General features: G+C 50.1%; 22 protein-coding genes and 1 tRNA gene. 16 read left to right on the forward strand and 7 right to left on the reverse strand.

What is annotated here, in order from left to right; genetic code table 11:
* Window positions 1-77: 77 nt before the first annotated feature.
* The 4 genes from RAC60_RS05705 to RAC60_RS05720 form a co-directional block, all read right to left on the reverse strand.
* Window positions 78-428 carry a DUF4156 domain-containing protein gene (locus tag RAC60_RS05705; RefSeq protein WP_006121711.1) on the reverse strand — a complete coding sequence of 117 codons (351 nt, stop codon included), beginning with the start codon at window positions 426-428 and terminating at the stop codon, window positions 78-80.
* A 193-nt stretch (window positions 429-621) separates the two neighbouring features.
* Window positions 622-2,271: a chaperonin GroEL gene (gene groL / locus RAC60_RS05710; protein WP_006121710.1), complete on the reverse strand. Its 1,650-nt coding sequence runs from the start codon at window positions 2,269-2,271 to the stop codon at window positions 622-624.
* A gap of 48 nt (window positions 2,272-2,319) precedes the next feature.
* A complete protein-coding gene (locus tag RAC60_RS05715) occupies window positions 2,320-2,613 on the reverse strand; it encodes a co-chaperone GroES (RefSeq protein ID WP_006121709.1) in 294 nt (97 codons plus the stop codon).
* A gap of 229 nt (window positions 2,614-2,842) precedes the next feature.
* Window positions 2,843-3,304, reverse strand: a complete 462-nt coding sequence (locus RAC60_RS05720; protein ID WP_006121708.1) for an FxsA family protein — start codon at window positions 3,302-3,304, stop codon at window positions 2,843-2,845.
* Window positions 3,305-3,632: 328 nt separating this feature from the next.
* Between RAC60_RS05720 and aspA the strand changes: the two genes are divergently transcribed.
* The 6 genes from aspA to RAC60_RS05750 all read left to right on the forward strand — a co-directional run bounded on the left by aspA (window position 3,633) and on the right by RAC60_RS05750 (window position 9,358).
* Window positions 3,633-5,069, forward strand: coding sequence for an aspartate ammonia-lyase (gene aspA / locus RAC60_RS05725; protein WP_033739147.1), 1,437 nt, complete (start codon window positions 3,633-3,635; stop codon window positions 5,067-5,069).
* Between the two features lie 114 nt (window positions 5,070-5,183).
* Window positions 5,184-6,485 (forward strand): anaerobic C4-dicarboxylate transporter, encoded by a 1,302-nt coding sequence (locus tag RAC60_RS05730; protein ID WP_033739146.1) that lies wholly within the window; start codon window positions 5,184-5,186, stop codon window positions 6,483-6,485.
* 57 nt (window positions 6,486-6,542) lie between these two features.
* Window positions 6,543-6,857, forward strand: a complete 315-nt coding sequence (gene cutA, locus RAC60_RS05735; protein WP_185200089.1) for a divalent cation tolerance protein CutA — start codon at window positions 6,543-6,545, stop codon at window positions 6,855-6,857.
* Complete coding sequence (locus RAC60_RS05740) at window positions 6,833-8,533, forward strand: protein-disulfide reductase DsbD (RefSeq protein ID WP_375092901.1); 1,701 nt, start codon at window positions 6,833-6,835, stop codon at window positions 8,531-8,533. Before cutA ends, RAC60_RS05740 begins: the two co-directional genes overlap by 25 nt.
* 64 nt (window positions 8,534-8,597) lie before the next feature.
* Window positions 8,598-9,176: a transcriptional regulator gene (locus RAC60_RS05745; RefSeq protein ID WP_006121703.1), complete on the forward strand. Its 579-nt coding sequence runs from the start codon at window positions 8,598-8,600 to the stop codon at window positions 9,174-9,176.
* 106 nt (window positions 9,177-9,282) lie between these two features.
* Window positions 9,283-9,358, forward strand: a tRNA-Phe gene (locus RAC60_RS05750).
* A 284-nt stretch (window positions 9,359-9,642) separates the two neighbouring features.
* Here the strand turns inward: RAC60_RS05750 and RAC60_RS05755 are convergent.
* Entirely contained in the window at window positions 9,643-10,602 is a 960-nt protein-coding gene (locus RAC60_RS05755) for a tyrosine-type recombinase/integrase (RefSeq protein WP_375092903.1), read from the reverse strand.
* A gap of 29 nt (window positions 10,603-10,631) precedes the next feature.
* Complete coding sequence (locus RAC60_RS05760) at window positions 10,632-12,185, reverse strand: conjugal transfer nickase/helicase domain-containing protein (protein WP_375093001.1); 1,554 nt, start codon at window positions 12,183-12,185, stop codon at window positions 10,632-10,634.
* Between the two features lie 195 nt (window positions 12,186-12,380).
* Here RAC60_RS05760 and RAC60_RS05765 point away from each other — a divergent pair, with 195 nt between their 5' ends.
* The 10 genes from RAC60_RS05765 (at window position 12,381) to RAC60_RS05810 (ending at window position 19,953) form a co-directional block, all read left to right on the forward strand.
* The gene (locus tag RAC60_RS05765) at window positions 12,381-12,929 is read left to right on the forward strand and encodes a pili assembly chaperone (RefSeq protein ID WP_228225396.1); all 549 of its coding nucleotides are present in this window, start codon (window positions 12,381-12,383) and stop codon (window positions 12,927-12,929) included.
* A gap of 173 nt (window positions 12,930-13,102) precedes the next feature.
* Window positions 13,103-14,092, forward strand: a complete 990-nt coding sequence (locus RAC60_RS05770) for a conjugal transfer protein TraE (RefSeq protein WP_375092904.1) — start codon at window positions 13,103-13,105, stop codon at window positions 14,090-14,092.
* A 95-nt stretch (window positions 14,093-14,187) separates the two neighbouring features.
* A complete protein-coding gene (locus RAC60_RS05775; RefSeq protein ID WP_375093003.1) occupies window positions 14,188-15,393 on the forward strand; it encodes a conjugal transfer protein TraF in 1,206 nt (401 codons plus the stop codon).
* A gap of 53 nt (window positions 15,394-15,446) precedes the next feature.
* Window positions 15,447-16,001, forward strand: a complete 555-nt coding sequence (locus tag RAC60_RS05780; protein WP_375092906.1) for a hypothetical protein — start codon at window positions 15,447-15,449, stop codon at window positions 15,999-16,001.
* Between the two features lie 40 nt (window positions 16,002-16,041).
* Window positions 16,042-16,791, forward strand: coding sequence for a hypothetical protein (locus RAC60_RS05785; protein ID WP_375092907.1), 750 nt, complete (start codon window positions 16,042-16,044; stop codon window positions 16,789-16,791).
* A 114-nt stretch (window positions 16,792-16,905) separates the two neighbouring features.
* Window positions 16,906-17,340, forward strand: a complete 435-nt coding sequence (locus RAC60_RS05790; protein WP_375093005.1) for a hypothetical protein — start codon at window positions 16,906-16,908, stop codon at window positions 17,338-17,340.
* Window positions 17,340-17,681, forward strand: a complete 342-nt coding sequence (locus RAC60_RS05795; RefSeq protein WP_375092908.1) for a hypothetical protein — start codon at window positions 17,340-17,342, stop codon at window positions 17,679-17,681. The genes RAC60_RS05790 and RAC60_RS05795 overlap by 1 nt, the downstream gene beginning before the upstream one ends.
* Before the next feature lie 59 nt (window positions 17,682-17,740).
* Window positions 17,741-18,097: a hypothetical protein gene (locus RAC60_RS05800; RefSeq protein ID WP_375092910.1), complete on the forward strand. Its 357-nt coding sequence runs from the start codon at window positions 17,741-17,743 to the stop codon at window positions 18,095-18,097.
* Between the two features lie 55 nt (window positions 18,098-18,152).
* A complete protein-coding gene (locus RAC60_RS05805; protein ID WP_375092911.1) occupies window positions 18,153-18,395 on the forward strand; it encodes a DNA polymerase III subunit theta in 243 nt (80 codons plus the stop codon).
* A 214-nt stretch (window positions 18,396-18,609) separates the two neighbouring features.
* Entirely contained in the window at window positions 18,610-19,953 is a 1,344-nt protein-coding gene (locus RAC60_RS05810) for a HEPN/Toprim-associated domain-containing protein (RefSeq protein ID WP_375092913.1), read from the forward strand.
* Window positions 19,954-20,089: 136 nt separating this feature from the next.
* Here the strand turns inward: RAC60_RS05810 and RAC60_RS05815 are convergent, their stop codons facing one another.
* Window positions 20,090-21,442, reverse strand: coding sequence for a hypothetical protein (locus tag RAC60_RS05815; RefSeq protein ID WP_375092915.1), 1,353 nt, complete (start codon window positions 21,440-21,442; stop codon window positions 20,090-20,092).
* Window positions 21,443-21,500 lie beyond the last annotated feature (58 nt).

Below are 21,500 nucleotides of genomic sequence, written 5' to 3' on the forward strand. Positions count from 1 at the left end.
TTCATTTCATCAGCGCATAAAAAAACGACCGGCACGCGGGCCGGTCGTCTCAGAAATCTTGCCAGTTCATTGCCCGATCAGTTAGGGCACTTATAAACCTGGCCGGTCATTTTACTGTCGAGTGGTGCAAACGCTGAAAGCAGGTTTTGTGTCGGGCTGGTCGCACCGTAAATCACGTTACCGCCCATTTCTGCTGCACGGTTACGCAGATCGTTAGCCGCACCACGCAGTGCGCTGGTTTCACCACCGGCTCCGCTTAACCAGTTACTTTGTGAGCCGGTCAGGGTGCCCAGAAGCTGACACTGTTTGCCAGGCTGCTGATCGGTAAAGGTGACGCGCTGACCTGCAGAAGAGAGTTCGGTTGAGCTGCTGCAGCCCGCAAGCAATAACGCGCCAGCCGTCAGACCGAGCAAGAGGTTAATCCGCATTATAATCCCCATTTATTATCATCAGAGTCGGATGGCAGCGTAGCAGAAAAACACGCATTTTTTCTGCACATTCATTGCCCTAATCCGTGCCAACGTAACCGTTGCGCCACTACTTATACCTTTTCCTCAGCAAAAGAAAAACCCCCGACCGTTTCCGATCGGGGGTTCCTGTGACGCAAGGGTCAGGGGGCAATTACATCATGCCGCCCATTCCGCCCATGCCACCCATACCGCCAGCGCCTGCACCTAAATCTGGCGCATCGCTTTTCGGCAGGTCAGTGACCATACATTCGGTGGTGATCATCAGGCCAGCAACCGACGCCGCGTACTGCAGTGCAGAACGGGTCACTTTGGTTGGGTCCAGAATACCGAAGTCGATCATGTTGCCGTATTCTTCAGTCTGCGCGTTGTAACCGTAGTTACCGTCGCCCGCTTTCACGTTGTTGGCAACAACAGAAGGCTCTTCACCGGCGTTAGAAACGATTTGACGCAGCGGAGCTTCCATTGCGCGCAGCGCAACTTTGATACCCACGTTCTGGTCTTCGTTCTGGCCACGCAGTTCTGACAGCTGTGCTGCCACACGAACCAGCGCCACACCACCACCAGCAACCACGCCTTCCTCAACCGCAGCACGGGTTGCGTGCAGGGCATCTTCAACGCGCGCTTTCTTCTCTTTCATTTCAACTTCAGTCGCTGCGCCTACTTTCAGTACGGCTACGCCGCCTGCCAGTTTAGCCACACGCTCCTGCAGTTTTTCTTTGTCGTAGTCAGAGGTCGCTTCTTCGATCTGCTGACGAATCTGGGTAACGCGGCCCTGGATGGTGCTTTCTTCACCCACGCCATCGATGATAGTGGTGGTGTCTTTATTGATAACCACACGCTTCGCCTGACCCAGATCTTCCAGCGCAGCTTTTTCCAGCTCCATACCGATCTCTTCAGAGATAACGGTACCGCCAGTCAGGATAGCGATATCCTGCAGCATCGCTTTACGACGATCGCCGAAGCCAGGTGCTTTAACCGCAGCCACTTTCACGATACCACGCATGGTGTTCACCACCAGGGTAGCCAGCGCTTCGCCTTCTACGTCTTCCGCGATGATCAGCAGCGGTTTGCCTGCTTTCGCAACGGCTTCCAGCACTGGCAGCATTTCGCGAATGTTAGAAATTTTCTTGTCAGCCAGCAGGATGAACGGGGATTCCAGTTCTACTGCGCCTGTTTCTGGCTTGTTGATGAAGTACGGAGACAGGTAACCGCGGTCGAACTGCATACCTTCAACCACGTCCAGCTCGTCTTGCAGACCGGTGCCTTCTTCAACGGTGATAACGCCTTCTTTACCCACTTTTTCCATCGCCTGCGCGATCAGGGTACCGACGGTTTCATCAGAGTTTGCAGAGATGGTACCCACCTGCGCAATCGCTTTAGAGTCTGAGCAAGGCACAGACAGTTTTTTCAGTTCTTCAACTGCAGCAACAACCGCCTGGTCGATACCGCGCTTCAGATCCATCGGGTTCATGCCCGCCGCAACGGCCTTCAGGCCTTCGGTGATGATGGACTGCGCCAGTACGGTTGCCGTGGTGGTACCGTCGCCCGCCGCATCGTTGGCTTTAGAGGCAACTTCTTTCACCATCTGCGCACCCATGTTTTCGAACTTGTCTTCCAGCTCGATTTCACGCGCAACAGAAACGCCATCTTTCGTGATGGTCGGTGCACCAAAAGATTTATCCAGAACTACGTTACGGCCTTTAGGACCCAGGGTAACTTTTACTGCATCTGCCAGTACGTTTACGCCACGCAACATTTTTACGCGTGCGTCATTACCGAATTTTACGTCTTTAGCTGCCATTTCAAATTTCCCTTAAATTCGTTTCGTTCAGTGAATTACGCGTAAAACTTACGCTTCAACAATCGCCAGAATGTCGCTTTCAGAGATGATCAGGACTTCTTCATTGTCGATTTTCTCAGTTTTGGCACCGTAGCCTTCGCTGAAAATCACAACGTCACCCACTTTCACATCCAGCGGCTTCACTTCGCCACTTTCAAGAATACGGCCTTTACCCACAGCCAGCACTTCACCGCGCGTGGATTTGCCTGCAGCAGAACCGGTCAGCACGATGCCACCCGCTGACTTAGCTTCCACTTCTTTACGCTTCACGATTACGCGATCGTGTAATGGACGAATTTTCATTTGATAGCTCTCCTTTGAGAAGTCCAATCATTCATTTTTGGGTTGAATACCGGGCTGTGTGGCTTCCGGCCTCGTGACCAGAGAGATAGGGCCGCGCTTTCCCTCTTTCAAGGGGGGAACCTACAAATTTTTTTTGCCTGATGATGCGACTGATGACTTTTTGAACAAAGGTGGCAAACGGGCGGGCGAACAAACAAAAAGCGCGACCCGACGTCGCGCAGGGTGGGGATTAACGATCCTTAGGATCGTCATGGTGTTCAAGACGATCGGTATCTTTACGTTCGTACTCGCCATCCATGGTATAGCCACTGTCCGGGCCCGCTCCCGGCCCGCGCCAGACGCGCAAATGCGGCATCAGCTTCAGCGTGAGGTGCTTTTGCACCGGTGGCAGCAGCAGAAGCAGCCCCAGCATATCGGTAAAGAAACCAGGCAGCAGCAGCAGGAAACCGGCAATGATCAGCGAAACGCTTTTGATCATCTCCTGTGCCGGGCTTTCATTACGTGCCAGCTTCTCCTGCATCAGCATAAAGTTTTTCATGCCCTGATTTTTGACTAAAGACACGCCAATGCAGGAGGTGAAAACCACCAGCAGCATGGTGAGCAGCACGCCCAGGACGTGTGCAACCTGAATGAAAAGTGAGATCTCAATCCAGGCCAGTACGAAAAAGATCACTAACGGTAACCAGCGCACCGGATTCTCCTGTGAGTCAGGCTGCCCGGTCGTTAACCCGACAGCGTGGAATATGAATGTGAAAAAGGTAAAAAACAGAGATGGTTATTCTGATCGTCAATTTCAACCGCAACCGGCAAATTTTTGCTTACGGGTTATTTTTGTGAGCAATTTCACATATTGTTAACGTAACGCGGCCAGACAGGTGATCTCTGTTCGCGCTTTGCGTCTCTGTCAGAATAGGATCGTGCTCACCTGCCTGAATACGGATAAAATAGCGGTTCTGGCGCTTCCCCACAAAACAAACACATCATCTGCGATGGTTAGCAGTGACAACAAGAAGGTTATCATGGCGAACAACATTCGTATCGAAGAAGACCTGTTAGGCATGCGTGAAGTTCCGGCGGATGCTTACTATGGCGTTCATACTTTGCGTGCGATTGAAAACTTTTACATCAGCAACAGCAAAATCAGTGACATTCCTGAGTTTGTTCGCGGCATGGTGATGGTGAAAAAAGCCGCGGCGATGGCAAACAAAGAGCTACAAACCTTACCGCGTGATATCGCCAACACCATTATTCAGGCCTGCGATGAAGTGCTGAACAACGGTCGCTGCATGGATCAGTTTCCGGTTGATGTTTATCAGGGCGGCGCAGGCACCTCGGTGAATATGAATACCAATGAGGTACTGGCGAATATTGGTCTGGAGCTAATGGGGCATCAAAAAGGCGAATATCAGTATCTGAACCCGAACGACCACGTGAATAAATGCCAGTCCACTAACGATGCCTATCCGACGGGTTTTCGTATTGCCGTGTACAGCTCACTGCTGAAACTGCTCGACGGTATCAGTCAGTTAGCGGACGGGTTTCAGCGTAAAGCCGATGAATTCCAGACCATTTTAAAAATGGGTCGTACCCAGCTACAGGATGCGGTGCCGATGACGCTGGGCCAGGAGTTCCATGCCTACAGCGTTCTGCTGAATGAAGAGACGAAAAGCATTTTGCGCACTGGCGAACTGCTGCTGGAAGTGAACCTGGGCGCAACCGCTATCGGTACGCGCCTGAACACGCCGGACGGTTACCAGCAGCTGGCGGTGCAGAAACTGGCGGAAGTCAGCAACCTCGCGGTAGTGCCCGCCGAAGACCTGATCGAAGCCACTTCAGACTGCGGTGCCTATGTCATGGTGCATTCATCGCTCAAACGCCTGGCTGTCAAACTGTCGAAGATCTGTAATGACCTGCGCCTGCTTTCTTCCGGCCCACGCGCGGGCCTGAACGAGATTAACCTGCCGGAGCTGCAAGCCGGTTCCTCCATCATGCCTGCTAAAGTGAATCCGGTGGTGCCTGAAGTCGTCAATCAGGTGTGCTTCAAGGTGATTGGTAACGATACGACGGTCACGATGGCGTCGGAAGCCGGCCAGCTTCAGCTCAACGTCATGGAGCCGGTCATCGGTCAGGCGCTGTTTGAATCGATCAGCATTCTGACCAACGCCTGCTATAACCTGCTGGAAAAATGCGTCAACGGTATCACGGCGAACAAAGCGGTCTGCGAAGCCTACGTGTTTAACTCCATTGGGATTGTGACCTATCTGAACCCCTATATCGGCCACCACAATGGTGACATCGTCGGTAAAATTTGCGCCGAAACCGGCAAAAGCGTGCGCGAGGTGGTGCTGGAGCGCGGCCTGCTGACCGAAAGCGAGCTGGATGATATTTTCTCTGTGCAAAACCTGATGTATCCGGTTTACAAGGCGAAACGCTATACCGATGAAAACGAACAGTAAGGCGTAATTGCGCTTACTGGTGTAAAAGGCACATCGTAATCAAAACGATGTGCCTTTTTGTTTGTTAAAAGGATGGGTTTGCTTTTCGGCTCATCATCATTTCGGGAGTGGCACATGTTCCTGGTTGAACTGTTTATCGTGGTACTGGCGATCTGGCTGGGCGCGCGTCTTGGCGGGATCGGGATTGGCTTTGCGGGCGGCATGGGCGTGCTCATCCTGACGCTTGGCTTTGGTATGAAGCCAGGTGCCATTCCGTTTGATGTGATTGAAATCATCATGGCGGTCATCGCGGCGATTGCGGCCATGCAGGTTGCTGGCGGCATGGACTACCTGGTCAGCCTTGCCGAACGCCTGCTGCGTCGTCATCCCCGTTATGTCACCTTTCTTGCCCCTCTGGTCACCTATGTGATGACGCTGCTGGCGGGCACCGGTCATACCGCCTTCTCTACCCTGCCGGTCATCGCCGAGGTGGCGAAGGAGCAAGGCGTGCGTCCTTCTCGTCCGCTGTCGATGGCGGTTGTCGCATCTCAGGTTGCCATTACCGCCTCGCCAATCTCGGCGGCGGTCGTCTTCTTTGCCACGCTGCTCGAACCGCGCGGCGTAAGCTATATCATGCTGCTGGCCATCGCCATTCCGGCTACCATGGTTGGGCTGTTTCTTGCCGCGCTGGTCACTAACTTCCTGGGAAAAGAGCTGAAAGATGACGCCGTTTATCAGGCTCGCCTGGCGAAAGGAGACGTGGCCCTGCGTGGGGAAACCGTCTATCACGCCAGACCTGGCGCCAGAAAGTCTGTCCTGCTGTTCCTGATCGGGATTGCTGCCGTGGTGATCTATGCGACCATTACCAGCGAAAGCGTAAACCTGATCGTCAATCCGCCCCTGCCGCGCAACGAAGCGATTGTGGTGTTTATGCTCACTATTGCCACGTTGATTAGTCTGACCTGTAATATTGACAGCGGCGCGATTCTGAGCGCCAGTACGTTTAAATCCGGTATGAGTGCCTGCGTCTGCGTCATGGGCGTAGCCTGGCTCGGCGATACCTTCGTCAAAGCCCATCTGGCTGATATCCAGATGCTGGCGGGGGATACCTTAAAAACCTATCCGTGGATGCTGGCGCTGGTATTGTTCTTTTCTTCGATGCTGCTCTATTCTCAGGCAGCAACCGCGAAAGCCCTGCTGCCTGCGGCGTTAGCCCTTGGCGTCACCCCTTTGACAGCTATCGCTTCTTTTGCCGCCGTGTCAGCGCTGTTTGTGTTACCGACCTATCCCACACTGTTAGCCGCCGTTGAGATGGATGACACTGGCTCGACCCGAATCGGTAAGTTCGTGTTCAACCATGCCTTTATCATTCCCGGCGTGCTGGCCATCACCCTGTCTGTCGTGTTCGGGTTTATTTTTGGTGGGCTGCTGCTGTAGTCCCGACCGCACAGTGAACGTGCTATCATCGACGCGATTTTCAACAGGAGCCTCATGATGAATGCCGTTGTCATCCTCTGCACCGCCCCTGACCAGGCGTGCGCGCAGCAGCTTGCCACCCAGGCGCTGAAGGCCAGACTGGCCGCCTGTGTCACCCTTTTACCGGGTGCCACCTCGTACTACGTCTGGCAGGGCCAGCTGGAGCAGGCCAGCGAAGTTCAGATGTTACTCAAATGCGATGCAGCTCATCAGCAGGCATTGCTCGATCTGCTTAAGCGCTCACATCCTTATGACGTACCAGAACTGCTGGTGCTTCCGGTTCAACATGGAGACAGTGAATACTTGTCATGGCTGCACGCATCGCTCGCTTAATTACCCTGATACTGGCCCTGTTTATCTGCCTGCAGGCGCAGGCAGACCTGTTTGCCCCCAAAACCACCAGCCGCTTTTTGCCCGTCGACCAGGCTTTTGCTTTTGATTTCGACCAACAGGGCGCACAGCTCAATCTGCATTGGAAGGTTAAAGACGGCTACTATCTCTACCGCCAGCAAATCAGGGTCGTCGCCAACAATGCGCGTATCGCGCCTGTGGCCTTGCCAGCGGGTCAGCCACACGAAGATGAATTTTTTGGTAAGAGCGAGATTTATCCGCAGAACCTGAACGTGCCCGTCACGCTACAACAGGCTGCCAGGGGCAGTACGCTGAGCGTGACGTATCAGGGCTGTGCTGCCGCTGGCTTCTGTTATCCACCTGAAACGCGCAGCATTCCACTCACGCCCGTTGTCGCCAGCGCGGATGCAGACTCAGGGGAGCGCCCGCCCGCCACCGCCAGCCCGCTCCCCTTTTCGCCATTGTGGGCGTTGCTGATTGGTATCGGTGTGGCATTTACGCCCTGCGTCTTACCGATGTATCCCCTGATTTCGGGCATTATCCTTGGCGGTAAGCGTAACAACTCGCTGGGTCGCCTGTTCGCGCTGGCCCTGGTTTATGTGCAAGGAATGGCGCTTACCTATACCTTGCTCGGCGTGACAGTCGCCGCGGCTGGCCTGCGTTTTCAGGCGGCCTTACAGCATCCCTATGTCCTGATCGGTTTATCCGTGCTGTTTGTAGTACTGGCCATGTCGATGTTTGGCCTGTTTTCGCTACAGTTACCCGCCAGCGTACAAACCCGTCTGACGCTGTGGAGCAACCGTCAGCAGGGCGGCTCACTGCCCGGCGTTTTCCTGATGGGCGCGCTGGCAGGTTTAATTTGTTCCCCCTGCACCACCGCGCCGCTCAGTGCCATCCTGCTCTATATCGCACAGAGCGGTAACCTGCTGGCGGGTGCCGGTACATTGTGGCTGTATGCCATCGGCATGGGCTTACCGCTGATTGCCGTGACGCTGTTCGGTAGCCGCTTCCTGCCTAAAAGCGGCCCCTGGATGCAGACCGTCAAGGAAGGGTTTGGGTTCGTTATTCTCGCGCTGCCGGTTTTCCTGCTGGAACGGGTGCTGGGTGAGCTGTGGGGCGTGCGCTTATGGAGCCTGCTGGGCGTCGCCTTTTTTGCGTGGGCCTTCAGTGCCAGCCTGCGCGCCAGCAGCGGCAAATGGCGTATCGTGCAAATGCTCATGCTGATCGCCGCCCTGATCAGCGCCCGCCCTTTGCAGGACTGGGCGTTTGGCAATGACGCGCCACAACAAACTATCGCGCACCTTCCCTTTCAGTCTGTTCAAACGGTTAGCCAGTTAGATCAGGCGCTGCAACAGACACAGAGCCGCATGACGATGGTGGATTTGTACGCGGACTGGTGCGTGGCCTGTAAAGAGTTTGAGAAGTACACCTTTAGCGACAGTGCGGTACGTGCCAGTCTTAAAGATGTCCAGTTGTTACAGGCTAACGTCACGGCGAACACGGCCACCGATAATGCGCTGTTGCAACATCTTCACGTGCTGGGGCTGCCCACGATTTTATTCTTTGATGCTCAGGGAAAAGAAATTCCCGGTTCACGTATCACCGGTTTCCTGAAGCCAAAGGATTTTGACGAACATTTGCAGAAACTGCGTGAGTAAACAACACTGGAACCTGGACACAGCCCGTTGACCTGAACGGGCCTGCATCGCAGAGGAGAACGGTTTGCAACGTGAACAGATACTTGACCATGCATTAAACGTGCTTGAACAAAATGGCTTAGCGTCCACCTCGTCGCTGAAAATCCTGGCCGAAGAGATGCGACTCAGCGAGCAGCAACTTGAGCAGTTCTGGGCTGACCGCGACGCACTGCTCTACGACGCATTGCAGTTTCATGCCCAGCAAATCGACAGCTGGCGACAAGAGGTATTACAAAACAGCGCACTGCGACCCGAACAGAAGTTAATGGCGCGCTACGAAGGGTTAAATGAGCATGTCACCAAAGGACGCTTTCCCGGCTGCCTGTTTATCGCCGCCTGCAGCTTCTATCCGCATCCCGATCAACCCATTCATCAACTGGCAGAAAAACAGAAGCGCGCCTCCTGGGAATTTACCCACACTATTTTAAATGCGCTGGGTCTGGATAACCCGAGTATGGTGGCTGATCAAATGGAGCTGGTGCTGGAAGGCTGCTTAAGCAAGCTGCTGATCAAGCGCAATGTGCAGGATGTGGATGTCGCCAAACGTCTGGCGGAAGATATATTAAGCATTGCCCTGTGCCGTAAAAATGGTGCACTGGCGTGAGTTTCAACGCCTTTGACTGAAATTCAGGCAATCAGTCACCTTTTACAGGGTTTTTTCATGAAAGCCGTTGACGGCCTGCGGCCTTTACGGTTTAATGCGCCCCGTTGCCCGAATAGCTCAGTCGGTAGAGCAGGGGATTGAAAATCCCCGTGTCCCTGGTTCGATTCCGGGTTCGGGCACCACTCTTCAGAGCCTGTTCGTTAAGAGATGAGATCCTTAACGGGCAAGACAGAGGGTCCCCATCAGCCATAAGTCGGTAAATATGCCTTACCGAACCTTTGTTGAACACGGGACTTTAAAGTCCGGAGGATGTTACCAGCATCCTCTGGACTTCTCACATCCATTAAAAATACTTCAGAGACGTATTTACCTGTTCTTCAGCCTCTCTGTCAAGATAATGTAAATAAATACTTCGTTTTTTTTCCATTTTCTAAATCAGTCAGTTAGATTTGACTTAAGATTAATCCTACGCCACATCCAGCTCCTCAATCACGCTTCTTACCCTCTCAATATCGCTTTCCACGTACTGCAGGGTTACTGTCGGTGTCGAATGTCCCAGAAGATCCTGTGCCATTTTGAGGTTACGATCGGGAAGTCGCATAAGGTTTGTTGCTATCGTGTGCCTGAAACGATGAGGGCTGACGATGAAACCACATTCCTTTGAAAGCCGTCTGAAAAACGCTCTGAGTGGAGGGTTATCCATATTCTCACTGACCTCATTTCTCCGGCCGTCAAACCGTGAGAGATTGAAAAGCTGATCTTCCATTTTGGCTCCCCTTTCAAGTGAGAGGTTGTACAGCCTTTCGAGGCGCGGGCGCAGCTGGCTGGTTACCGGAACCCTGTGCTCGCGATGATTTTTTGCCCCCTCTGGCCTGAGACTGATCCAGTTATGAGTGAGATTCACATCGCACAGCCTGATGTGTAGGAGTTGATTCTGTCTCATGCCTGTCCGGCGTAACGCATCCAGCACAGTCAGCCAGAACCAGCATGGCCGGAGTGCATTTTTACGTACCTGACCTACGCCGATAAACTCATCCTGCTCACGGGCCTCCATGATGAGATAGATTTTTTTTATCTGGGCATCGGTCAGCGTTTTTTTCCGCTTAACATCGGGTCTGGCAATGGCCCCGTTAAACGGATTTTCACGGGGGGAGATATATCCCTTATGAATGGCAAAATTAAAAATTGCCCGCATATGGGTCAGTTTATTATTCCAGGTTATTTTGGACAGTTTCTCATCCGCGATGACTTTCCTTCTCCAGGTGAGCACCATATGATTCGTAACCTTTTCAGGGACTATATCCGGCCCTGCAAACTGAACGAATGTTTTTACGACTTTGCGGTAACTCCATTCTGTTGCTTCACGGAGTGATTTACTGAAGAAATAATCATTCAGTAAGTCATCGAATGTTATGTTATCAGACATGGTAACCTCGTATTTTATTAACCCTGTAATTACTCTCTTTTGGGAGAGAGCCATATGCTGTCTGAAAGACAGCGTCCTTTCTTTAAAATAATGTCAGACTTAATCATGTAGCCCGACAGTTTGGTGAACTGACCGCGTTTATCCGGCGAGTCATATTTATGGTAGGAGTAAAGCCCCTTTCCATTTCGTATGTGATGAAGGCCCAGTGATTCAAAGTTTTTTTGCAGCTTGTTTTTTTCGTATTTATTTTCTGGCTGCGAGGTAATAAACCGGAAAAACACATCGGGCGATATCATAAAAATAAAGCCGGACAGTACATGCAGAAGACTGTCGGACTCATTAACAGTAATATTTCCGGCCTCCACGCTCTCCCGCAGCCAGTCCAGAAAAACGTTGCCCTCAGAGGGTTTACTGTCGTCCGCCGGCTTCCCGTCTTCCGTTTGCTCCTGCTTCGCTGACTCAGCAGTTTGTCCGGCTGATAAAACGGGGGCTTCCCCTTTAGCCATCAGGTCCAGTACCGAAAGTAAATCCACTTCCTGTTTAATTTCTGAATCTTCCTTTTCATTTTCACTATCTGAACCATACTCAGTGGCTTCGCGCCCGCTGAGGGCAGACTGCAGCGCGGAGTGCAGTACCGGTAACTCAGGTTCTTCTGTTCCTGGAGCGGTCTCCTCACCGGCTGCCTGTGAGGAAGTATACGTTACCGCTTCACTTTCAATTGGCTCTGAAACATTTGCTGAAATGATGTAACTCGACAAAAGGACAGGTGCGTTATCTGCTAATTTTGGGGCATTATCAGCATGTTGCATTTCCGGCGCCGGGTTTACAGAAGACGTGCCAGTAATATCTGAAAGACCACCTGTTTCCAGACCCGCCCCCTCCCGCGCCTGCATGATGATGCTGTAGAGCACACCGGCACCGGCACGCTCACCCGACAGAAACTGAAGAAGACAGCGTGACGCTTCCGGCCACTGGTGAAGCCACAGCATGCCTGTTTCAGGCAGCAGCTTTGCCGCCATGTACTGACCTGTCAGGTCAGGAGCCAAGGCACTCTTTGCGGGCCGGATCCGCCACGGGCCGTCAGGCCTGTGCAGCCCCGGATACCAGATTTTTCCGGACTGCGTCGCGCCTTCCACCTTCGTCAGCCAGGGCAGATGATGAAACAGGCCTGCCCAGAATACCGCACAGACCCAGCCCGGGGCCTGAGCCGACTGCTCTTCAGGTGTGGCGCCGGGCGGCAGCATCATTCCCCTGATGAGCCTGACCGCCCGCACGGCCACGCCGAGGCTGAGGTCGCCAAATCCCCCCGGTGACGAATATGCGCCGCTCCATGCGGCCGGGCAGTCCTGCACACGCTCAAGCATCGTCTGCGCAGGCTTCAGCCACCACGCATCGGTGACGGGCTGCGAAAGCGGGCTGTTATCTGCCAGCATTCTGACAAACCTGCGTCGCTCCTCCGTCTGCATAAGCGTGCTGCCCTCCAGAACCGGGCGAAACGCCACCTCTCTGACGACCGTATCCGCCGGCTGCCCTGAATGCCTGTTGTTTCCGCGCCCCGTCAGCCACTTCATCACCCGCTCCATCGACACCCGCTCTTTATCTGAAATGACGTAACGCTAAGAGACAGGGTGACATTTGCAACGTTAAACCTGGATTCAGCGCAGAGAGATATTCTGCTTGCGTTAATTTTCAGGAACGGATTCAGGATTAACGGCAGACGGCTTTAACGTCCCGTGCTTTTCTTGCGCAACCTTCCTTTAATTAAACTGAACACACTCATGCAGCAACGTCTGGTAGCGCTGTACCTTCTGCTGTGGCTGACTCTGTCCGGCAGCATCAGCCTTTTTATTTCATCCGGATGTGACGCATTCTTTTTTATGTGGCTGCTTACGGCACTCTCTCCGTTTCTGCTCAGACCCCTCGACTGGCTGACCCGTCAGTTGCTCAGGAAGCCCTGCATGCTGAGCCGCAGAAAGCGCATCACCGTTCATCTGTCACCCTGTCAGCCAACCGTTGGACTCACGCCTGAGCGCGTGAGCTGGTTCTGGTCGGGGGTGTTTGAGTCAACTGAAGCCGCGTTAGCCGGGGGGAAAACCGTTGTGGTTGCTTCACATCTGCTGACGCCTGCCCGTGCGGCCAGGCTCAGGACATACCTGAAGGTGCGGGGCTGGTCTTACCGCAGCAGGCTGACCAGCGTCCCTTTCCGGGATTCAGCCCGCGCGCTAATGCAACTGGAAATCCTCTTCCGGCAGTGGCACTGGCGCTGTCCGTCCCGGACCCGGTGGCCGGTGATGCTGCTGAAAAAAACTTCTGAACCGGAAAAATAATTTCGGGTGTTAAGTCATAAAGGCAATGTTCAGACTGATTACACATATGTATTCGATCTGAACGATCGAAATATCGCGTTATACAACACGCGGTTTCGCCAGGTACTGTATTCACACCGAATACAGAAAAGATTAACAAAATATTTTCTCATTCAGCCAACACCAGGGCCTTTATGAAACGTATGAACCTGACAGAAATTCTGTCCCGCGTCGCCTTAGAGCAGACCGATGAGCAGAGGCAGCTGCTTGAGCAGTTTGCGGAAGGGAAGAAAACCGTAAGTCCGCCAGTGACCATCCGTTTCCGGCCGGCATCACGGGAATTTGTGAATCAGGTATCACATAAACTCGGCATCTCCGTTTCAGAGCTGGTCAATGTGATTGTTGAGGGCGTCATGACAGAGACCACAGCGCCCCGCAAAGCCACGGTAAACCGCGTTTATGAACGCTTCTGGCACCTGATGGACCGCCACAGCCTTGATGTCGCGCAGGTGGCCACACTGCTCTCTGAGCTGAATATCGGCATGAGCGTGCTTGAAAACCGGGAGCGCACGCTTGATCACCTTACCCTGCCAGTGCTGGAACAGCTTGCGTCATGGTTCGGTGTTCAGCCCGGCTGGCTCGCCGGAGAAGATATTCTTCCGGTTCCGACCGTGATACTGCGTGACTTCTGGCAGGCAGCTGAATGCCTTCTGCCGCATAAAGATACAGTGATTAAGTCCTTACGTTTTTACAGACGTCAGCATGACATAGGTGAGCCAGCGCTAAATTTCAGCCACGAGATGGTAATCACAGCGACCCGGGATAAATATATTAACGGCGTGTCCTTTGAAAGTAATTATTTAACCGGTGTGGTTCCTCTTACGCTCAGCAATGAATCAGAGACAAACGCCTTTCTTTCTTTCTGTGAATTACTGCGGTTAAAAGGACGGGTTGCTCAAATTTCTTTTCGAAAATTACCGGACAGGATATTTGACAGGCTGAGAGAGGGCTCTGAGTTGCCGTTTTCGGTCTCATCCGTCACTGATGAAAGTATTATGGGCAAGCTCAGACCAGGGCTAAATTTCATGTGGAGTGAGGAGGAACTGATACCTTTCATAAACCCGGCGTTTCATATTACGCCTGAATGGGAAGACTATCTGAAAGAAGTCATGAGTTTCGGTTAACCGTATTTAAAGAACAAAAAACCAGGCTGTTTATTTTATTGGTCCGTCAGCACCAGGGAAACCCCTTTGTCAAAAACAAGAAAAGGAAATAAATGATGAAAGCAAAACTGTCAACCCGCAGCATCATTCTGGCATTACTGGCTTCAGCCGTGCCGTCAGTGAATGCTGCAACAACCTGGACCGAAGCGCGTAACGACGCCATGGGGGGAACCGGCGTGGCCTCTTCCGGTTATCTTGCCGCTGCGCTGGCCAACCCCGCGTTGATGACCCGCCACGATACCGGTGACGACGTCGGGCTCATCCTGCCGGGCGTGGGGGCACAAATCAGCGATCCGGATAACCTGCGTGACGGACTGGACAGGGTAAAAAGCACCTTTGACGACTTCCGCGATTCAGCGGGCACCGGCAACAGCTCACGACAGGCGGCCGCGCTGAAACAGGCCCTGCAGGACGTCGACGGCGACAGCGGGCATGCCAGTGCCGGGCTTTCTGCGGTGATTGCCATTCCCAATGACACCCTTCCTTTCGCCTTTGTGGCCAAAGGCTGGGGACAGGCGAAGGTCCGCACCGATATCACACAACGTGACCTGGCGTATCTCGATGCGGCACAGAGCGGCATTTTCTCGCCGACTCAGACGGATATTGACCAGATGACCTCCCGGGCGCAGGGCGTTGCCGCACTGGTCACGGAATACGGTATCGCCGCAGCGCATCAGTTTACCCTGGGCGACACGCCGGTTTCTGTCGGCATCACGCCAAAGGTCCAGCGCGTGGATACCTGGAACTACAACGTTTCCGTCGGTAACTACAGCGCGTCAGATTTTCGCAGCGGCGACTGGAAGCGTTCCGAAAGCGGCGCAAACGTCGACGTCGGCTTTGCGGCTCAGCTGACACCTGAGTGGACCGTCGGACTGACCGGACAGAACCTGGTAGCGCGTGACATTGATACGCGCGAAATCAACGGCATTACTGACACGTTCCGGATACGCCCGCAGGCGACTGCCGGCACGGCGTGGAGCAATGGTTTTGTCACGCTGGCCACAGACGTTGACCTGACACCGGCCAGCGGTTTTGCCTCGGATGAAAAAGCGCAGTATGCCGGCGTGGGTGCCGAGCTGAATGCCTGGAACCGGGCGCAGCTGCGTGCCGGTTACCGCGCAGACATGCGCAACAGCGATCGGAGCATGTTTACTGCCGGTGTGGGGATTTCACCCTTCAACGTCGTGCATCTCGACCTGACCGGCATGGCCGGCACAGACCGCAGCTATGGCGCTGCTGCGCAGCTTTCTTTCACTTTCTGATTATGAACAACGCGGGCTGCCGGGTGCAGCCCGCCTGTTAACCGGAGAATAGTATGTCAAAAAAAGCCCTCAAACTGTCTGCCATTGTGCTGGCGACCACGCTTACAGGCTGCAGCAGCTTCATGAGCGGTATCGGCCAGTTTGGTTCGCTGAATGACGGCAATCAGATGCCTTCAGACGTAAAAGACCAGACCACAGTGGAAAAACGCAATCAGGTCAGTGATGCCTACGGCCCCATTGCCATACCGGTCGATACGGTGGCCATGCGCCTGAAAGAAAAGTTTGGCTTCGTTTCTGACGGGGATGTGGCTGCCGCACGCAACAGCGGCCAGGGGAATGCGGGCTGGTCAGCCTCAGCCATTTCAGAGGGCACCAGCTGGTCGGCAGAGCCCGGCAGTTATTACCGCATGTCCAGGAACTGGGCCGGAAATGACAGGCTGACGATTGAGGTTCGCCGGACATTCAAAGGCACGGGTACCACCGGCAACAGAGCCGGGAGCTTTGTTGTATCAACGTATATCTCATCCGATCCGAAGCACGTCACTGATGCCTGGACAAAACGTCTTTTCAGTCAGATTCATGCGGCAGCCCGTGGTGAAGCGCAGTAATGCTGTCCTCAGGCACCGGATTATCCGGTGCCTGAGGGTCATGAAAGAGCATGCTGACTGTGAGGTGTTCGGCGCTGAGCAGGCTCACTTTCATTACGGTGATCCGTTTACCAAACGCGACTTTATTTACTACTGGCTCAGGGGAGCCTCGGGAGGTTTTATGACCCACTTGCAGGACACTAAAGACTCAATTGATTCACTTATTGCCGCAGCGGAAAAGGCCGTCATGCTTCGTCAGCGTTCTGTCACCCGGGCAGAGCGTAATCTTGCGTGGGCGGAAGAAAGCCTGGCAGAACTGCTGACCCGGAAGGATTTGCTTTTAATCCGGTCATGGGGGCGTGAACCAAACTGGCAGGCTATTTTTGATATATCAGACCCTAGTCCATCGATGTATGAGTATCAGGAATACTGGATAAGCCAAAAAGGACTGATTAAATCCGGGATGCGTCACTGTGAAACGAACCAGGTTGTTTTCAGTGTAGGATTTGAAACAACAACAACTGCTGAACTGGCACAAAATATCGCTATGGTTGAATTTGTCATGCAATACATCAGAGCCGGTGAGAGCAATGAAAAATTAATGAGCATTCATAATCTCCCCACTAAGGATTGTTCTTATTCATTCATATATAACACTCATACAAATTTATACGGCATATTAACTGAAAGTTATATGCGCAGAGTTGATTTAAAAGAATTCGACCAGCTTGAGACCGCTCTGGCGTATCTCCAGAGCATATCGAACACGGATATTGTGAATGAGCCTGACGCGCTTCCGCATCACGATTAATCCTGAAAAAAGAAAATCAATACGAAGAGGCCCCTGATGGTCTTTATAAGAAAAAAAACACTCGTAAATACTGAGATAAAAGCTCTGCCCTCACCGGGAGTGAATGCTCATGAAATGATGTGCCGGCGAGCAGAAAGGTTTCTGCGCAGCAACGGTTTCCCCGTTACGCTCGGCGACGGATTTCGTGCATGGAGTAATTCCGGGGAGTTGCCCGACGCTATTGGATTTCGCAATGGTGCCTCATGCCTGATCGAGTGTAAGTGCTCCAGAGCTGACTTTCTGGCTGACCGGAAAAAGCCATTTCGCATCGTCCCTGAAACGGGGCTGGGCGACTGGCGCTTTTACCTGTCTGAACCCGACATTATCACTGTTGCAGATTTACCTCCGGGCTGGGGACTGCTTTATCTCCGTGGTCGTCAGATCCTTAAAGTCTTCGGCTGGCCGGGTAATGCCCATTGGCTTTCCGAGAAACCCTTTAAAGCCAATAAGCAGGCTGAGTGCGACTTTTTGTACAGTGCATTAAAACGCAGCATCAGTGAGGTTAAATAATGAAAAGAGAGTTAAGCGAACTTGAAGAAGTTTTGAAGGTAACCGGGTCAATGCAATTGATTGCTTTTGCTTTAGTACTGTTAATCTGTTTCTTACGGTATCCCTATATTAAAAGGGAACAGTTGTTACAGACAGAGCGGTGTGAATTCAACGTCATTACTTTCTCTGGCATTCCTTACGAATCCGCAGATAAAAAATTAAATATTACTGGCCGTTTTTTCAGACGCGAGGGCAATATCGAAATCAGGAAAAATGATAATTCGGTTGTTAATGTCAAAGCCTGCCTTATCGGTAAAGGATACAGCGAAAAAATCCTGAGCAGAATTCCTCAGTCAAAATGAAATATATTCCTCATTAAATGACTCAGAGGCTTCATAACCACTTTGAACAGGAGTTAAAAATGGACATTAAAAAGCTTATCAATTATGAGCGATTGTTTTTTAAAGTATTTATAGCTTTAAGCTTTTTAATTTTTATTGTCCTATTTGCCGCTATCGTTTTGTTCAAATATGGCAAAGATAAGACAGATACATGTGATTTCAATGTGATTACTCTTACAGGTGTTCCATATGAATCCGTTAATGACAAATTCGAGCTCACTGGCAATTTTGTCAGATCCGAAGATGGCGATATATGGCTAAGGGGGCTTGATACCTCTGTTGTGAGTGTTAAGCGATGCCTTATCCAACAAGGCTATGACGAAAGCATTCTTGACCGGATTGAACTCTCAGACACCATGCACCATGTGACGCCATAGGTTTAAACTAAACAGCGCCTCTTTCCTGATATACTTCTGTCAGGGAGGGCTTCATATGTCACACAACATAGCAGCAAAAAGCAAAGAAGAGCGGGATAAGGTCAACGTGGATCTGGCCGCATCAGGGGTTGCTTATAAAGAGCGTATGAATCTGCCGGTGATTCCTTCGGAAGTCGAGAGACAGCAACCGGAAGAGCTTCAGGAATACTTCAGACAAAGACTGCAGCACTTCAGAAACGAAGCCTTAAAGTTTCCGCGTGGGACGGACCCTGTCTATCAGAAAGAGGAAGGAAAATAGTGTTTAAGTCAAAAAACATGTCTTTTCAAAATCTTTCATGGGGTACAGAAGAAACCTCAATGCGATTCGATCCTTGCCAATAGTGGGCTGAATGAAAATGTGTATAAGATCAACTCGCCGTATCTATTTAGATACAGTAATTTCTTGAATGAAGTACACTAAGATATCAACGTTACCTTATAATCGCAATTGAGTGGTCTCACAGGAGGATGTTATGGGCACGGACATTAGACTCGACTTGTCAGGTATGACTGTGACTTACAACAGAAACGGCCTAGGTATTGATCATGGTTCTCTTTTTCAGAAAGAGGATATTAAGAGAGTGAAGAATGATGGCATTGATTATAATGCATTTGAAGAAAACGAAGATCCTGATGATGAAAGCATACTGGCTGCTATGGAAATCGCTCTACAAAGGAACTTAGGCACAGTTAAGAATCGTCTTGATCTTCTGGGTTTTACTCTAAAAAATATTCGAGATGAGTTTAACTTCTACGTCCAAGATGTGCCTGAAGACCAGGGTGAGACAACACGATTTGATACACCTACTTACTCTTACAAAAAAGATTGGATGGACTTCGATGAGTTCCTCGCGTTTATAAAAAGCATCAACATCGATGAATTACAGGATGAATTTACATCCCATTACAGCAATGAGAAATGGCTAGAAATAGTAACGGGAAGATTTAGTGACGAAGCAATACTTAAAAGAATACCGTTTTTCAGTGGGCATTTTAACCAGAGCAGTTCAGAAATTGAATCTTTCAAGGAACTTATAGGTTTTTTACACCCCTATTCGGCTCTGCGACTTATGGCTGAAAACGAAAAAAACGCAGGCTCCTTATTGACGTGGGATTATGGGATTTTAGTTGAAAACGGCTGGGCAAGTTCAGACGATATTAAACCTGGAGCATCACGTTCTGAGAAGTTTTTAATTGCCACTGAGGGAACGTCTGATATACATATCTTGCGACATGCGTTTAGTCTCCTGATGCCTGATATTGAGGACTTTTTTACATTTATTGATGTTAGTGAGCGCCATCCATTTTCAGGAGCTTCGAGCTTAGTGAAGTTTGCTGAAGGACTTGTTAGTATTGATGTCCATAATAATATAATTTTTCTTCTTGATAACGATGCGGAAGGTTGTGAAGCCCTCGAAAAAATCCGAAGATTAAATCTACCTTCAAATATGTCATGCCTTAGTTTACCTGATATGGATGTTTTCAGAAAATTCAAGGCTGAAGGTCCTGATGGCATTCGGGAAACAGATATTAATGGCCGAGCGGTAGCGATTGAGTGCTATTTGGATTTGGACATCAAAGGGTTCTCTCCTCCTTATATACGGTGGACTAACTACAAAGAAAGTTTGGGTAAGTATCAAGGTGCATTGCACATGAAAGAGGGGTATGTAAAAAAATTCTTACAAACTAAAAAAATTGACATTGCAAGTGGCAAATACAACGTTAAGAAGCTTGACGCTGTATTGAGGGCTATAGTTGCTGTTAGTAGTGAAATCGCCGAATCTGAAGTACGTAAATGGCTATTTAAAAACCAGTGAAAGCTGTTTTTCAATAACAACTATATTTAAGTGGAAATACAACATTCCTTTTCCACTCTTAAAATAAAAAACATAGTGCAGGGATATAATGATTATATATATCTCATACCCCTAAAAGTATATCGTATGAACTCTCTCATAGCTTATAAGTTAAGTTGTCCGACGGCGGTGCGGTCGCTCTTACTGCTCTGGCATAAACACATCCAAGATTTTGTTTAGCACCTATAGATAACCATGGTTTATTAGCACAAATGTCAGGCATATTTTTTCTCAATTCTACTTCGCAAGTGGTGAAGAATGGACATTTGAAGTTGCAGGTAATACTTGCGGAGTTTATAAAACCTCCCGTTGAATAATCTAAATGAGCATTTAAAAAATGAAAACTTGATCGGGCAATTTGAAGTCCCTCGCTGTAATCGTCTTTATGCTCATTAAGCATAAACTCGTAAATAACATCACGCCCCACATCATTATCGTCACCATGTCTTTCCGAGATTAAAACACACCCACCATATTTCCGTATACATTCATTTAAATAATTAGGGTTTTTTGCAGTATGTTCAACTATCGATAACTCGAAAAAAGGTTTTTTAATTCTAGCTTTTATATTCCTTTTCAGTCTCTTTATAGTCAGCTTAATAAATTTACCCATTGGCTCGTCAACAGGAAATAAGCTTTCTATCTGATTGAGTTGCTCACTAATGGAATCTTTGAATGCCATTATATTTCTAATGGCGATATCATTAAGAATAATTTGTCTTTTTTTACGCTTTCTGTTTTTTATTTTCTCTAAGGTCACCAATAACATTGCAGCAGGGTCATTGTTCTGTAATGCTGTAAGCATGGCGCAAATGATCTCATCTTTCTTAAGTTTGGGGGAAATTCCTTTAGAAAGTATATAGACGAGTTGATAAGGTTTAATTGGTGACGATAATGGCATACTATCCATTTTTTCGACGAGTCTAGTTTCAAGCATGTAAGCAACAGACTCGATGATTTCGAGTACACCTATCTCAATATCAAAAATTGCGCCCTGACTCATAAAGTTACATGCTATTTTTGATGAGACCTCCCAATAACCATTGGTAATTACCCCTTCTTTTAGCTTATATGAATGCAAACTAATATCATTTGGATTGATATAACCAGGAATACTTCCTTTACCAGACTTCACTCTAGAAAAAAGATGTCTAATGATTCTTAAGTTATTCTCACTTTCGACATCATCTCTGTACATAGAACCTATGCAATGTCCTTTTTCATTTACAGACCACCTAAAATTCGACCATAGGACTATTTGTTGCGAAAAACCTACAAGGCCATTTGTAGTTGAAACGTTGTGTAAGAAGTGTATCCATTCATGGAAAAAAACACTAAGGCTCTGAGGATTAGGGAAGCCTTCTAAATTATCAGGATCTTGAAAACAACCCATGTCTTTTTTCAAGGTTATTATTTGTGACTCTGGTAAATAAGTTGCTAAAGGTGCCATGTATCCGCCTTAAGTTTAATTCCGTTATAAAAAAGTTCGAAGTTTCATAACAATATTA

The sequence above is a fragment of the Pantoea sp. BR_17 genome, assembly GCF_041955125.1.
Classification (GTDB): domain Bacteria; phylum Pseudomonadota; class Gammaproteobacteria; order Enterobacterales; family Enterobacteriaceae; genus Pantoea; species Pantoea stewartii.